Raw genomic sequence first — 15,005 nt, forward strand, 5'->3', positions numbered from 1 at the left:
CCTTTTTCTTTAGTTCAATCCGCGCTTTTCAATCATTGCATCCGGTGTCGGCATCTTGCCGCGGAATGCCTTGTACAGATCTTCCGGGTCGCGGCTCCCGCCAGCGGCGTAAATATGCTGCTTCAGCTTGGCCGCGAGTTCCGGGTTGAAAGCGTCGCCGGTTTCTTCAAAGGCCGAGAACGCATCCGCATCCAGCACTTCCGACCACATGTAGGAATAGTAACCGGCGGAATAGCCATCGCCGGAGAACACATGCGTGAAATGCGGCGTGCGGTGGCGCATGATGATCGCATCGGGCATGGAAAGCTTTTCGAGCGTCTTTGCCTCGAAGGACAGCGGGTCGGCGATTTTCTCATTGCCGGTATGGAACGCCATATCCACCAGAGCGGACGCGGTGAATTCAACTGTGTTGAAGCCGGCATTGAACGAACGCGCAGCCAGAACCTTGTCGAGAAGCGCCTTGGGCATTGCTTCACCAGTGCGGTAATGCACGGCATATTTTTCCAGAACGGCAGGCACGGTCAGCCAGTGTTCGTAAAGCTGGGACGGTAGTTCCACGAAGTCGCGCGATACGGCAGTGCCGGAAACGGCAGGCCATGTCACATCCGACAGAAGTCCGTGTAGCGCATGGCCGAATTCATGGAACAGCGTGCGGGCGTCATCAAGCGACAGCAGGGCAGGCTCACCGGCCTTGGGCTTGGCGAAATTCATCACATTGTAGATGATTGGCTTTTGGCCGTTGTCGAGCTTGTGGCTGGATTGCAGCGCGCTCATCCATGCGCCGGAGCGCTTCGATGTCCGGGCGAAATAATCGCCAAGGAACAGACCGCGTTCGCTGCCATCCGGGTTGAAAACCTGAAACACGCGCACGTCGGGATGCCATGCGGCAATGCCCTTCTTTTCTTCGAAACGAACGCCAAAGAGGCGGGTGGCGACATCGAAGCTTGCTTCAATGATCTTTTCCAGTTGCAGATAAGGCTTCAGCTCGGCCTCATCGAAGGCAAAGCGTTCGGCACGCAGCTTTTCTGCGTAGAAACGCCAGTCCCACGGCGCGACCTTGTGATTGCTGCCATCGGCGGCGATCAGGCGCTCAAGTTCGGCCTGTTCTTCGGCAGCCTTTGCGCGCGCCTTGTCCCAAACCGGTTCCAGCAGGTCCATGACGGCCTTTGGCGTTTTGGCCATGGTATCATCCAGCTTATAGGCAGCAAAATTCGCATAGCCGAGCAGATGGGCCTTGCGCTCGCGCAACTCGACCATCTCGCGCACGATCTCACGATTATCGGACTCATTGCCGTTCTCGCCGCGCTTGGCCCATGCGTTAAAAGCCTGTTCGCGCAAGGCGCGGTTCTGCGAGAAGGTGAGGAATGGCTCGACGATGGAGCGCGACAGTGTGACCGCATAAGCATCCGGCTTACCGCGTTCAGCTGCGGCGCTCTGCATGGCGTTCTTCAGAAAGTCCGGCAGTCCTGCGAGATCGGCTTCATCGGTGATGAACAGCGCCCAGCTCGACTCGTCTTTCAATACATTCTGGCCGAAGCGCGCACCAAGACCGGCGAGCTTTTCGTTGATGCCAGCCAGTTCAGCCTTGCCCGCATCATCGAGCTTTGCGCCGGACCGAACAAAGCCCTTCCAGGTCTTTTCCAGAACGCGTTTGGTTTCCGTGTCGAGATCGAGCATATCGCGATTGTCGTAAAGCGCGTCGATCCGGGCGAACAAAGCCGGGTCCATCATGATGCGCGAATAATGACGCGACATTTTCGGCGCGATTTCACGCTCCAGCGCCTGAATTGCATCGTTGCTATGGGCGCCAGCGCGCATCCAGAAAATGGCTGCCACGTGGTCGAGCGCCTTGCCTGTGAGTTGCAAAGCTTTCAGCGTGTTTTCGATTGTCGCTTCGCCAGTCGTCCGGGTGATGGCTTCCACTTCGGCAAGGTCGGAAGCAAGCGTCGCATCGAAAGCAGGCGCGAAATCTTCGTCTTTGAAGGCGGTGAAATCCGGCAGGCCCAGCGGTCCGTTCCAGTCTGTGAGCGCGTGATTATAGGTGGGCTTGTCGGACATCATGTAACTCCGGATCAAAATGAATTCGATCATCCAGACTTAAGGTCTCGCTGCCGGGCGGGCAAGGGTGTTCGACCGGCTTTTACGGTTCAGGCGGGAGATGACAACGTTTGTCGCTTTGCCTGCAAAAACCTTTCGACTTCGTCTGTGTGGGGCTTGACTTTAGGGGCGACCAAGCGCACATCACGCTGGCTGTCCGCAATCTCTTTACGGCAGCAATCTTCAACCGGAGTTTTATTCTCTTATGCCCAGCGACAGTCACAGTCGATTGTGTCAGCCGTCAAGGTAGCCGTGTACTGATCGCTTGAGGTCAGCTTGCACGATCTGCCTTTGACGGCGGATCGACGGAAAGGCAAGCTTATGACCGACAACAACTTCTCTCCGGAAGTGCTCGATGTCGCCGACCTCCCGGCGGCTGCAATTGCTGCACGTATCGCCGATATGCATACGGGCGATGCCGTTGAGCTATTGAACGAGCTCGAAGATGATGACGCAATCTCCGTCTTCGGACAACTCACCCATGAAGATGCCATCCGCCTGCTTGATCAGCCGGAACTGCATCGTACTGCCGAAATTGTAGCGGCGCTTGCGCCGGGGCTTGCGAGCCTCCTTTTGGATGGCATGTCAGCCGACCGCTCGACGGATGTGTTTCAGGAACTCGACGAGAGTGACCGTGCGCGACTGTTCGCCATTTTGGCCCCGGAAACCAAGGCCAATCTGAAAAAGCTCATGGGTTACCCGCCAAATACGGCCGGTTCGCTCATGACGACCGAATTCATCGCGGTGCCGTCAAACTGGAATGTGGCCGAGACGCTCGATCACATTCGCAAGGTCGAACGCACGCGCGAAACCGTTTACGCGATCTATGTTGTCGATCCGAAAACGCGCGCTTTGGAAGGCGTGGTCAGCTTGCGCCGCCTGATTATCCGTCAGCCGGAAGAACCGATTCTATCAATCGTCCGCGACGAAGAGCCGATCACCATTTCCCCGCTCACCAGCCGTGAAGATGTCGCGCGTCTGTTCCGCAAACACGACCTTCTGGCCGTGCCTGTGGTGGATGAAAGCCGCCATATCATCGGCATCGTGACTGTTGACGACGTGCTCGACGCGATCACCGAAGATGCCAGCGAAGACGCTTATCGCTTTGGTGGTATGGAGGCGCTGGATAAGCCTTATATGCGCATCGGCTTTGGCGAAATGCTGAAGAAACGCGCTGGCTGGCTGGGTGTTCTGTTTCTGGGCGAAATGCTGACGGCAAGCGCCATGCAGCATTTCGAAATGGAACTGGAAAAGGCGCTCGTTCTGACGCTGTTCATACCCCTCATCATGTCGTCGGGTGGCAATTCCGGATCGCAGGCTACATCGTTGATCATCCGTGCGCTTGCGTTGCAGGAAGTGAAACTCAAGGATTGGTGGCGCGTCGCGCTGCGTGAACTGCCTACGGGGCTTGCTCTCGGCAGTTTCCTCGGCTTCATCGGCATTGTCCGCATCGCCGTCTGGCAGATGATCGGCATCTATGACTATGGCGAGCACTGGATTCTGGTCGCTCTGACGGTTGGCATGGCGCTTGTCTGTATCGTGATGTTCGGTTCCTTGACCGGTTCAATGCTGCCCTTTGCGCTAAAACGGCTTGGATTCGATCCGGCCAGCGCGTCGGCGCCATTCGTGGCGACATTGGTCGATGTAACGGGTCTGGTCATTTATTTCAGTGTCGCCATCGTCATTCTTTCCGGCACTTTGTTGTGACGCCCAGCACCGACATGGCGCTGATACTGACAAAAAACTGACAGAATGACGGTGTAAAAACGCCGCTAAACAACGGTTTTTCGCGAGAAATAAGGGGCAGTGTCGCGCTGCCCCTTTCTAAAACGCAAAAAAACCTGTAAGAGCGCCGCATTGATTTTCCGCGCGGGTCTGTTGGCGCGGCTCCCAACTCATATAGAAGTGATCTCCATATGGAATTGCGTAATATCGCTATTATCGCACACGTCGATCATGGCAAAACAACACTGGTCGATGAACTCCTGAAGCAGTCTGGCTCGTTCCGCGAAAACCAGCGCGTCGCAGAACGCATGATGGATTCCAACGACATCGAAAAGGAACGCGGGATCACCATTCTCGCCAAGGCGACCTCGGTTGTCTGGAAGAATACCCGTATCAACATCGTCGACACGCCGGGCCACGCCGACTTCGGCGGTGAAGTTGAGCGTATCCTTTCGATGGTGGACGGCGCTATCGTTCTCGTTGACGCCGCTGAAGGCCCGATGCCACAGACGAAGTTCGTCGTGGGCAAGGCGCTGAAGGTTGGTCTGCGTCCGATCGTAGCGATCAACAAGATCGACCGTCCGGATGGCCGCCATGAAGAAGTCATCAACGAAGTCTTCGACCTTTTCGCCAATCTCGACGCGACCGACGAACAGCTTGACTTCCCGATCCTGTACGGCTCTGGCCGTAACGGCTGGATGGCGCTGAACCCGGAAGGCCCGAAGGACGAAGGTCTGGCTCCGCTGTTCGATCTCGTGCTCAAGCACGTTCCGGCGCCGAAGGTTGCTGAAGGCCCGTTCCGCATGATCGGTACGATCCTCGAAGCCGATCCGTTCCTTGGCCGTATCATCACCGGTCGTATTCATTCCGGCTCGATCAAGTCGAACCAGGCCGTCAAGGTTCTGGGTCAGGACGGCTCGCTGCTCGAAACCGGACGTATCTCCAAGATCCTCGCATTCCGCGGTATCGAGCGTCAGGCCATTGATGAAGCACATGCAGGCGACATCGTTGCTATTGCCGGTCTCTCCAAGGGCACTGTTGCTGACACGTTCTGCGATCCTTCGGTCAGCGAGCCTCTGGCTGCTCAGCCAATCGATCCGCCGACTGTGACCATGTCCTTCATCGTCAACGACAGCCCATATGCGGGCACCGAAGGCGACAAGGTGACGAGCCGTGTTATTCGTGACCGTCTGCTCAAGGAAGCTGAAGGTAACGTTGCGCTCAAGATCGAAGAATCGAACGAAAAAGATTCGTTCTTCGTTTCCGGTCGTGGTGAATTGCAGCTCGCAGTTCTGATCGAAAACATGCGTCGTGAAGGTTTTGAGCTTGGCGTTTCGCGTCCGCGCGTCGTCATGAAAGACGGCGAAAACGGCGAAAAGCTTGAGCCGGTTGAAGAAGTCGTCATCGACGTCGATGAAGAATATTCGGGCACCGTTGTTCAGAAAATGTCTGAACGTAAGGCCGAAATGGTCGAGCTGCGTCCTTCGGGCGGCAACCGCGTTCGTATGGTGTTCTACGCTCCGACCCGTGGCCTGATCGGCTACCAGTCGGAACTGCTGACTGATACGCGCGGCACGGCGATCATGAACCGTCTGTTCCACGACTATCAGCCATACAAGGGCGAAATCTCTGGCCGTAACAACGGCGTTCTGATTTCCAACGACCAGGGTGAAGCAGTTGCTTACGCGCTGTTTAACCTGGAAGATCGCGGCCCGATGATCATCGACGCTGGCGTCAAGGTTTATCAGGGCATGCTGATCGGCATCCATAGCCGTGACAACGATCTCGAAGTCAACGTTCTCAAGGGCAAGAAGCTCACCAACATCCGCGCCGCTGGCAAGGATGAAGCTGTGAAGCTCACCCCGCCGATCAAGATGACGCTGGAACGCGCTCTGTCGTGGATTCAGGACGACGAGCTGGTCGAAGTGACGCCGAAGTCGATCCGTCTTCGCAAGCTCTATCTCGACCCGAATGAGCGCAAGCGCTTTGAAAAAAGCGGCAAGGCAAGCGTTGCCTGATTGCTTTCGATATTAAATTGAAAACGGCGCCTTCGGGCGCCGTTTTTGTTTGCACGTTTAACGTGAATTTCAGCTCTTTCGCCGATCATGTGGTTTGATTGGGGGCGCTGATGATATTCTCGCGTTATGAGCGTTTTGTTCTGACGGTCGTTGCTGTTTTGGGCGCAATCGACCTCATACTCATTGCAGCAAAGGGTATTCGCGTAGACTGGGCAGGTTACGGGATGCTCAGCATGATCGGTCTTGGCACAATGATGCTTGGCCTGTTCTATCGGCATGTCAGACGCGATGCGCGTATTTCGGAAACGCTAATTCTGACTGCGGGTTTTATATTGTTCACTCTGGTTGGCTCGGTCTTCAACTATATGTTGCTGCCAATCCATTTCCCGCGAATTGACGATTTCTGGGTGAGTGTTGATCAGCTGATCGGTTATCACTGGCCAAGTCTGGTCCTGTTCTTTTCCGAACGGCCCGGCTTCTCGGCGCTTCTGAAGATCGTTTATTTCACATCTCTGCCGCAACTGGTCATCGTGGTGCTTCTGCTCGGTTTTACCGGACAATCCCGCAAGCTTGCGCATTTTCTCATCACCGGGATGATTGGCGCGCTAGCCTGCATGGCGATATGGGCGTTTTTCCCGTCATTCGGGGCATCCGCCGTCTCGACACTGCCCGCGAACGTCGAGGCGAAGCTTGGTCTTCCCGTTGGCCCTACCTACGCCGCAGAACTTGTTCGTCTTTCGATACAAGGTGTCGACTATCTGTCACCAGCCAATGTGCTCGGCCTCATCGGCTTTCCATCATTCCATACCGTAATGGCGGTCATGTCTGTGTTCTTCACATGGCAGATCGTGTGGCTGCGCTTGCCCGTACTGCTGCTCAACATGCTGATGGTGCCCGCATTGCTTTTGCATGGCGGACACCATTTGAGCGACTTTCTCGGCGGGCTGGCGGTATTCGCTATCGCCTGCCTTGCTGCCGATTATGTTGTCAACGCTCTCCGCGACGATAAGGCTGCATCAGCGCTTGCGGGACACGTGAGCGTCGCGCCATGACGATCAGCGCGATAATCGACATGATGTAAGGGATCATCAGGAAAAGCTGGTAGGGCACAGCCTTGCCATAAACCGTTTGCAGGCGAAGCTGAAACGCATCGAACAGCGCGAACAGCAATGCGCCCAGCAATGCGCGGGCGGGCTTCCACGACGCGAAGACGACAAGCGCGATACAGACCCAGCCGCGTCCCTGCATCATGGTCGGGAAGAAAGAGTTGAACGCCGAAAGCGTGAGAAACGCTCCGCCAACCGCCATCAATGCGCTGCCGAACATAATGGTGAAAATGCGCACCCGGATCGGGTTGATACCCTGCGCTTCCGCAGCATGGGGGTTCTCACCCGTCATGCGGATGGCAAGGCCAAGCGGTGTGCGGAAGAGCACATAACCAAGCAGCAGCGCCAACGGGATGGCGAGCCACGTCAGTGCTGTCTGTGTGCCCAGTACCTGCCCGAGGAAAGGCACATCGGCAAGGAACGACGGGTTCACTGGTTGGAACGGCGTGATTGTCGGCGGCGTTGAAGAAAGCGGCACCAGCAGACGAAACAGGAAATAGCTGAGGCTGGAAGCAAACAGCGTGATGCCGAGGCCGACCACGTGCTGCGACAGGCCGAGCGGGACGGTGAGCGCCGCGTGCAGCAGGCCGAACAATGCGCCGGAAGCGGCAGCCGCAAGAACGCCCACCCAAAGGTCCGCGCCGTTAAAGACGGTCAGCCAGCCGATCATCGCGCCAAAGGTCATGATGCCTTCGATGCCGAGGTTAAGCACGCCTGCGCGTTCGCAATAAAGCGCACCGAGCGTGCCGAAGATCAGCGGTGTTGCAATACGCAGGACCGAGACCCAGAGGCCAGCGGAGAGCAGGATATCCATCAACTCGTTCATCGGGCGATCCTGTATTGGGTGAAGAACAAGGCGACGAGCATCGTCAGGAGCGACAGCGCCACAGTCACATCGGCAATGAAGCTCGGAATGCCGATGGCGCGGCTCATGCCGTCTGCGCCAACGAACATGGCGGCGGCAAACAGCGCTGAGAAGATCGCGCCGATCGGGTTCAGATTGGCCAACATGGCAACGATGATGCCTGAATAGCCGAAGCCGGGCGAAAGGTCGGTCGTGACGTAGCCTTTCACGCCCATGACCTGAATAGCGCCCGCAAGGCCTGCCAGTCCGCCGGAGATGCAGGCAACCTTGATGAGCGTGCGACCGAGCGGAACACCTGCAAAGCGAGCTGCACCCGGATTGATACCGGCGGCCTTGGTTTCAAGGCCGAACACGGTGCGCTTTTGCACATAGGCGATGATCAGCGCCAGCGCGATGGCAATCAGGATGCCGATATGCAGCCGCATACCGGTCATGATTTTCGGCAGCACAGCGGCATCCGGCACCGGTTCAGACTGCGGCCAGCCAAAGGCGAGCGGGTCTTTCATCGGACCTTCGATCATCATGGAAACGAACAGCACTGCAACGAAATTGAGAAGCAGGGTCGTCACCACTTCGTCGACGCCGAAGCGCAAGCGAAGCCCGAGCGGAATAAGCAGGAAGATCATGCCCGCAATCGCGCCGACAATCAGCAGCAGCGGAATGAGGAGAGGAGTGGGCAGTTGCAATTGCGTGCCCATGGCCACAACCGCCAGTGCGCCCATATAGAACTGCCCTTCAGCGCCGATGTTCCAGAGTTTGGAGCGGAAGGCGACGGCAGCGGCAAGGCCGGTCAGCATCAGCGGCGTGGCGCGCGTCAGCGTTTCACTGATCGAAAGCTTGTTGCCGAAAGCGCCGATGGCGATCTGGCGAAAGGATTCCAGAACCGGTGCACCGGCAGCGGCAATCAACAGGCCTGCCAGCACGAATGCGGCCAGAACCGCGACGACCGGAGCGGTCGCGACCAATGCCATGGGCCGGGTTTCGCGTCGTTCAATACGCATCAGTTCAGCCCCTTCGTGGTATGTGTCTGCCATTCGCCAGCCATCATAAGGCCAAGTCTCTGCGCATTGGCTTCTTCTGCATCGATGGGTGGGGAGAGGCGACCTTTAACAATCGCTTGAACACGATCCGCCAAGCCAATGATTTCATCGAGATCTTCGGAAATCAAGAGAACTGCTGCACCCTTGGCGCGCGCTTCCAGAATGCGGGTGTGGATTGCCGCAACCGCACCTTCATCCAGCCCGCGTGTCGGCTGCGCGGCGATGAGAATGCGCGGGGCAGTCTCCAGATTACGACCCAGAATGAGCTTCTGCATATTGCCGCCGGAAAGCAGGCGAATACGACTGTCCGGCGTGCCGCCGCGCACATCGAAATCCTTGATGATGCGATCAGTGAATTCGCGTGCCGCTGTGCGATTGACGAGAAGGCCGCTCGAGAATTTTGGATCGCGCACGCGTTCCAGAATGGCATTTTCCCACAAGGTCAGGTCGCCAATCGCGCCTTCAGCATTCCGGTCCTCCGGGATGCGCCCGACGCCTTCCGCTACAAAGCGGCGGGGATCGAATTTGGTCACGGTCTGGCCGAACATGACAAGCGCGCCGCTTGCAGGCTGGCTCAGACCGGAAACGAGCCGTCCTAGCGCTCCTTGCCCATTGCCGGACACACCGATAATGCCGAGCGTTTCACCGGCACGAACCTGAAAATTCAGTTCCGAAAGGCGCGCGATTCCGTCTTCCACAACCGTAACATTGCTTGCTTCCAGCAGTGTCTCACCGGGCGTCGCAGCCGCGCGGGCAGGGCGCGAGACGCGCCGCCCCACCATCAGCTCTGCCAGTTCTTCCTTGGACGTCTCGGAGCCCTTGCGTTCGGCGACAAGCTTGCCACCGCGTAGCACGATCACCCGGTCGGCAGCCGACATAACCTCATGCAGCTTGTGCGAAATGAAGATCAGGGACAGGCCTTGCCGCGCCATTTCTTTCAGCGTTGCAAACAGGCCTTCCGCTTCCTGCGTCGTCAGAACGGCGGTCGGTTCATCAAGGATCAACACATCCGCGTCGTTATAAAGTGCTTTGAGAATTTCCACGCGCTGCTGTTCGCCGACTGAAAGATCGCCAAGCCGCACATCCGGATCGACCTTGAGGCCGAAACGCTCGGCAATCTGCGCGATCTTGGCGCGCGCAGCACCATGCGCGGATTTGAGCTTCCAGAGGCTTTCGGTGCCGGTGATGATGTTTTCCAGAACCGTGAGGTTCGGCGCGAGGGTGAAATGCTGGTGCACCATGCCGACGCCCGCATCGATGGCTGCACGCGGCTTGCCTTGCGGGATCTCAACACCTTTCACGAAGACGCGCCCTTCATCCGGCACATAATGGCCGAACAGGATATTCATCAGCGTGGTCTTGCCTGCACCATTCTCGCCAAGAAAAGCGAGGATTTCGCCACGCTCCAGCTTCAGCGAAATATCATCATTGGCGGTCAGTGCACCGAAGCGCTTGGTGATGTTTTGCAGTTCAAGAACTGTTGTCGTCGTCATTGGTTCAACCCCGCAACGGGAAATTTATGCTGCCAGCGGCCATCTTCCTCCAGCCGCTGACCGACGTTCAGAAGAAGCCTGTCAGCGCCCATCGGGGCGATCAGCTGCACGGCGACCGGCATCCCGTCGGCATCTTCTCCGAATGGCAGAGAAAGCGCCGGGAAGCCGGAAATATTGGCAAGCGCCGCGTAGGGCGCAAATTCGTTCATCTTCCGCCACTGTAGGTCCACATCGCCATGGTTCATCGGAAACGAGCCCAATGGCAAGGGCGCTCTGGACAGCATAGGGGTTATCAGCACATCAATATCGCGGAAAACTTGCCAGAGCATATGCGAAGCGCTGACAGCGCCGTTCATCGCACGATAGAGTGCGGTCGCGTCTAGCCCGCGTCCTCGCTCTGCAACGGCGCGGGTCAAAGGTTCCAGCTTCTCCTGATCGATTGCCAGAAAGTCGATTGCAGCAGCAAGATTGACGGAAATGATACGGTCAAACGCCCGCGCGCTCGAAGCGACAAGCGGGCTTAAATCTTGCGCCGGGATTTCGCAGATTGCATGGCCTTGCGCCTCCAGAAAACGGGCGGCATCGGTTACAGCATGCATACGCTCCGCGGTAACGGGATAGGCGGCAAGGTCTTCAGTGACAAAGCCGATACGCAGACGCGCGGGCAGCTCGCCTACGCTCATTGCCGGATCAGGCAGGAAGCCCTCGGTTTTGCCTTCAACGAGCGGAAGCAGCGTCTTCGCATCACGGATCGAGCGGCAAAGTGCGAATTCGCTGGCGATACCAGCGAGATAATTGCCGAAATGTGGACCTGCGGGAATGGCTCCACGGCTCGGCTTCAGGCCGACAAGACCGCAGGCAGCGGCAGGCACACGGATTGAGCCGCCTGCATCGGTAGCATGGGCAATGGAAACAATACCCGCTGCGACGGCTGCGGCCGCACCACCGGATGAGCCAGCAGGCGAAAGCGCTTCATCGAAAGGATGACGGGTCCGTGGGCCGCTTGCCGGCTCGCTGGCGAGCGCGAGGCCAAATTCCGGCACAGTAGTAGTGCCGAAAAAGTTGAGGCCCGCTTTGCGCAGGCGGCTGCCTAACTCGGAATCCATTTGCGGCGATGCGTTTTCAAAGGCACGCGAGCCAAGCCGGATTGGCAGACCGGCGCACGGTCCGCCCAGATCCTTGAACAGCGACGGAACACCTGCAAACGGCGCCTTGTCCGCATTAGCGTCAAAGGCTTCCGCATTGGTGCGGCCCAGTTCAGGATCGAGATATGCGATGGCGCCCAGAGGGCGCCATTTATCTGCGGCTTCAAGGGCGGCATCCATGGCCTCTCGTGCGCTTAAAACGCCTCCGGCAATCGCTTGCGCGAGTGCTGTTGCGTCTTGTTGCTTGCTATCGAATGCCACTTTATGCCGCCCTGTTATGCTGCTGTCTTACTTCGGTTCAGCCGGGTTCGGCTCGACCTTGAAGGTGCCAGCTTTGATCTCGGCGCGACGCGCTTCCATCTTGGCTTCGGCTTCTGCCGGTGCGACGCCCTTGACGTAAACGATGTCGTTGCCGCCTTCCTTCATCAGGCTGAACGGCGTGTAGTCCTTGCCGGTCGGCTGCGCAGCCTTCACGTCTGCAATCGCAGCATTAAGGATCGGGCGGAAGTACCACATTGCATTGGCAAAAACCGTATCCGGGTAGCGTGGCGTATAGTCGATCAGCGAGCCGATTGCCTTGATGCCACGTTCCTTGGCGGCGTCGGCGGTGCCGATGCGTTCGCCGAACAGAATGTCCGCGCCGGAATCGATTGCTGCAAGACCTGCTTCACGGGCCTTTGGCGGATCGAAGAAGGTGCCGATGAAGGACGCGATGAATTTCGCATCCGGGCGGGTTTCCTTTACACCGTCCTGGAAGGCGTTGATCAGCATGTTGACTTCCGGGATCGGCACAGCGCCGACTGAACCGAAGGTGCCGGACTTGCTCATCGAGCCAGCCAGCATGCCTGCGAGATAGGCGGCTTCGAAATTCCAGGTGCCGAACACGCCGAAATTGTCACCCTGCGGCTTGCCGGAGGACCCCATGATGAAGGTCGTCTGTGGATAATCGCCAGCAACCTGACGCGCTTCGCGTTCGACGGCATAGGATTCACCGACAATGAGCTTGATGCCTTGTTCGGCATATTCACGCATGGCGCGGGGATAGTCGCTCGCCGAAACGCCTTCGGAGAAGACATATTCGATGACGCCTTCGTCATTAGCCTGCTTCAGCGCTTCGTGCAGGCGCGAGTTCCAGGCATTTTCAACCGGCGAGGCGTGAATGCCTGCAACCTTCAGCTTTTCGTCGGCTGCGAAAACACGGGTGGAAATCGCAGTTGCGCCGAGAGCCGCAGACATTGCAAGAATGTCGCGGCGGGTAAAGTTCGATAGTTTGGCCATTTGGACCCCTCATTAAGGTGGTGTTTGTGCGTGCTTTCCATGCGCGACGGATTGCCCTGCGCCCTGATCAGGAGGAGCATGAGCAATGTCTCGTATTTCCGACTAATCTGCCTTTAATTCAAGCGCTTTTATCGGTCGCTTGAAAAACAGGCACCAGTTTTTCGCTACTTCGTATTTAATCAGCCGAGCGGTGCGTAATCGGCGCCATCGACCGAAGACGGGCGGCCTTCGAGATTGAGCGCGCTGACACGCTGCGGCGTTTCCGCAATGATCTTGCCGCGTTTCACAACCGTCAGGCGGTTTGCCTTGAGGCGCAGTGCTTCAAGCGGGTCGCGCGCCTGCAGGACAACGAAGTCTGCATTGCAGCCCTTTGCAAGGCCGTAGCCTTCCAGACCGAGCGCCTTGGCTGAATTGACGGTGAGGGAATTGAAGACCTGCTTCTTGCCTTCAATGGACGTCATTTGCGCAACATGGACCGCCATATGCCCCACTTCCAGCATGTCGCCGGAACCCATTGAGTACCAGGGGTCCATAACGCAATCATGACCGAAGGCGACGTTGACGCCAGCAGCCATCAGCTCCGGCACACGGGTCATGCCGCGACGCTTCGGATAGCTATCGGCGCGACCTTGTAGCGTGATGTTGATGAGCGGGTTCGGTATGGCGTTCATCTGCGCTTCCGCGATCAGCGGAATGAGCTTGGAAACGTAGTAATTATCCATGGAATGCATGGAGGTCAGGTGCGAGCCCGATACACGGCCCTGAAGACCGAAACGTACAGTTTGCGCGGCCAGTGTTTCCACATGGCGCGACATTGGATCGTCGGTTTCATCGCAGTGAATATCGACCGGCAGGCCACGCTCGGCGGCAATGCGGCAAAGCTCTTCCAGTGATGCAGCGCCGTCAGCCATGGTGCGCTCGAAATGCGGAATGCCGCCAACGATATCGAGGCCCATATCGAGCGAGCGGTTGACGAGATCGACCGCGCCCGGAGAGCGATAATAACCGTCCTGCGGGAAGGCGACGAGTTGCAAATCGATATAAGGCTTTACCTTCTCGCGTACCTCGATCATTGCCTCGGCAGTGAGAAGACGCGGATCGCTGACATCGACATGGCTGCGAATGGCCAGCAGGCCCTGGCTGACGGCCAGGTCGCAATAGCGCAAGGCGCGCTCCACCATGGCTTCTACCGTCAGCATGGGCTTCAGCTCGCCCCAGAGCGCAATACCTTCCAGAAGTGTGCCGGAACGGTTGAGGCGCGGCAGACCGAGCGACAGGGTTGCATCCATATGGAAATGCGGATCGACGAAAGGTGGCGTTACGAGGCGATCGGAAGCGTCGATTTCCTTGGCAGCCTGATGCTCGCCCTTTGAAGGTACGATATCGGCAATCTTGCCGTCCTTGACTAGAATGTCCTGCTTCTCGCGACCATCAGGGAGATTAGCGTTTCTCACAATCAAATCGAACATCGGCAGGCCTCTTAAGTCATTGCGGGAAGATCAAGGCTGTTAAAAAAACAGCACATTTCTGAAATGCCTTATACCCTCCGCGCTGTGGGCGCAATGGTGAGCAATGCGTAAGGGGTCGTCATCTACACAGGAACATGATAGGCCGCAAAATCATAGTTGCAGGATTGCCATGTTCACGATCAGTCGCGTCGAAACCTATAGCCAGGAAATCAAGAAAAGTCGGTTTCTGGCCATTGCTGCGCCTGTTGCAAGCGAGCAGGCGGCGAAGGATTTTCTGAGCGAGCATTCGGACCTTGCAGCCAACCACCATTGCTGGGCATGGCGCATGGGGCAGAACTATCGTTTCAGCGATGATGGTGAGCCGAGCGGCACGGCGGGCAAGCCGATCCTGCAAGCGATTGACGGTCAGCAGCTCGACAATATTGCGGTGGTGGTGACGCGTTGGTTCGGCGGTATTCTGCTTGGCAGCGGTGGCTTGATGCGCGCCTATGGCGGCACTGCCGCGACCTGTCTGCGACTGGCGGAGAAGACCGAAGTGATCCCGATGATCGGCTTTGCCTTCGCCTGTGATTTTTCGGACCATGCGCTTTTGAAAGCGCGGCTGACTGCGGTGGATCATGTTGCGATAGCGCAGGAGAATTTCACGGGCAACGGCGTGGAAATAACGGGCGCAATGCCCATTGCCGCACAGGATGATCTTTCGCGGCTTGTGACGGATCTGACGCGCGGCAAATCCGTGATCAAATTTGACGATTAAAAAGCAAAATGG

Annotated in this window: 11 protein-coding genes; 4 read left to right on the forward strand and 7 right to left on the reverse strand. The window is 57.4% G+C overall.

Going from position 1 to position 15,005, the window contains the following annotated elements; genetic code table 11:
* Window positions 1–9: 9 nt before the first annotated feature.
* On the reverse strand, window positions 10–2,058 hold the full coding sequence (locus tag FHW03_RS06515; protein ID WP_182520068.1) for a M3 family metallopeptidase: 2,049 nt from the start codon (window positions 2,056–2,058) through the stop codon (window positions 10–12).
* Between the two features lie 360 nt (window positions 2,059–2,418).
* On the opposite strand from FHW03_RS06515, the gene mgtE reads away from it, so the two are divergent.
* The 3 genes from mgtE to FHW03_RS06530 all read left to right on the forward strand — a co-directional run bounded on the left by mgtE (window position 2,419) and on the right by FHW03_RS06530 (window position 6,892).
* The gene (mgtE, locus tag FHW03_RS06520; protein WP_182519876.1) at window positions 2,419–3,804 is read left to right on the forward strand and encodes a magnesium transporter; all 1,386 of its coding nucleotides are present in this window, start codon (window positions 2,419–2,421) and stop codon (window positions 3,802–3,804) included.
* A gap of 209 nt (window positions 3,805–4,013) precedes the next feature.
* A complete protein-coding gene (gene typA, locus FHW03_RS06525; protein WP_182519877.1) occupies window positions 4,014–5,840 on the forward strand; it encodes a translational GTPase TypA in 1,827 nt (608 codons plus the stop codon).
* Window positions 5,841–5,950: 110 nt separating this feature from the next.
* Window positions 5,951–6,892 carry a phosphatase PAP2 family protein gene (locus FHW03_RS06530; protein WP_182519878.1) on the forward strand — a complete coding sequence of 314 codons (942 nt, stop codon included), beginning with the start codon at window positions 5,951–5,953 and terminating at the stop codon, window positions 6,890–6,892.
* Here the strand turns inward: FHW03_RS06530 and FHW03_RS06535 are convergent.
* From FHW03_RS06535 to FHW03_RS06560, 6 genes are all read right to left on the reverse strand, one after another.
* Window positions 6,828–7,772 carry an ABC transporter permease gene (locus FHW03_RS06535; RefSeq protein ID WP_182519879.1) on the reverse strand — a complete coding sequence of 315 codons (945 nt, stop codon included), beginning with the start codon at window positions 7,770–7,772 and terminating at the stop codon, window positions 6,828–6,830. The two genes, FHW03_RS06530 and FHW03_RS06535, sit on opposite strands and share 65 nt — an antisense overlap.
* The gene (locus tag FHW03_RS06540; protein WP_182519880.1) at window positions 7,769–8,812 is read right to left on the reverse strand and encodes an ABC transporter permease; all 1,044 of its coding nucleotides are present in this window, start codon (window positions 8,810–8,812) and stop codon (window positions 7,769–7,771) included. Before FHW03_RS06540 ends, FHW03_RS06535 begins: the two co-directional genes overlap by 4 nt.
* Window positions 8,812–10,344 (reverse strand): ABC transporter ATP-binding protein, encoded by a 1,533-nt coding sequence (locus FHW03_RS06545; protein WP_182519881.1) that lies wholly within the window; start codon window positions 10,342–10,344, stop codon window positions 8,812–8,814. Before FHW03_RS06545 ends, FHW03_RS06540 begins: the two co-directional genes overlap by 1 nt.
* Entirely contained in the window at window positions 10,341–11,750 is a 1,410-nt protein-coding gene (locus tag FHW03_RS06550; RefSeq protein WP_182519882.1) for an amidase, read from the reverse strand. Before FHW03_RS06550 ends, FHW03_RS06545 begins: the two co-directional genes overlap by 4 nt.
* A 27-nt stretch (window positions 11,751–11,777) precedes the next feature.
* Window positions 11,778–12,767, reverse strand: a complete 990-nt coding sequence (locus FHW03_RS06555) for a BMP family protein (RefSeq protein WP_182519883.1) — start codon at window positions 12,765–12,767, stop codon at window positions 11,778–11,780.
* Window positions 12,768–12,946: 179 nt separating this feature from the next.
* Window positions 12,947–14,236: an amidohydrolase family protein gene (locus FHW03_RS06560; RefSeq protein WP_182519884.1), complete on the reverse strand. Its 1,290-nt coding sequence runs from the start codon at window positions 14,234–14,236 to the stop codon at window positions 12,947–12,949.
* 169 nt (window positions 14,237–14,405) lie between these two features.
* Between FHW03_RS06560 and FHW03_RS06565 the strand changes: the two genes are divergently transcribed.
* Complete coding sequence (locus FHW03_RS06565; RefSeq protein ID WP_182519885.1) at window positions 14,406–14,993, forward strand: YigZ family protein; 588 nt, start codon at window positions 14,406–14,408, stop codon at window positions 14,991–14,993.
* Window positions 14,994–15,005 lie beyond the last annotated feature (12 nt).

The organism is Ochrobactrum sp. RH2CCR150 (assembly GCA_014138095.1).
In the GTDB taxonomy this organism is placed as follows: Bacteria; Pseudomonadota; Alphaproteobacteria; order Rhizobiales; family Rhizobiaceae; genus Brucella; species Brucella gambitense.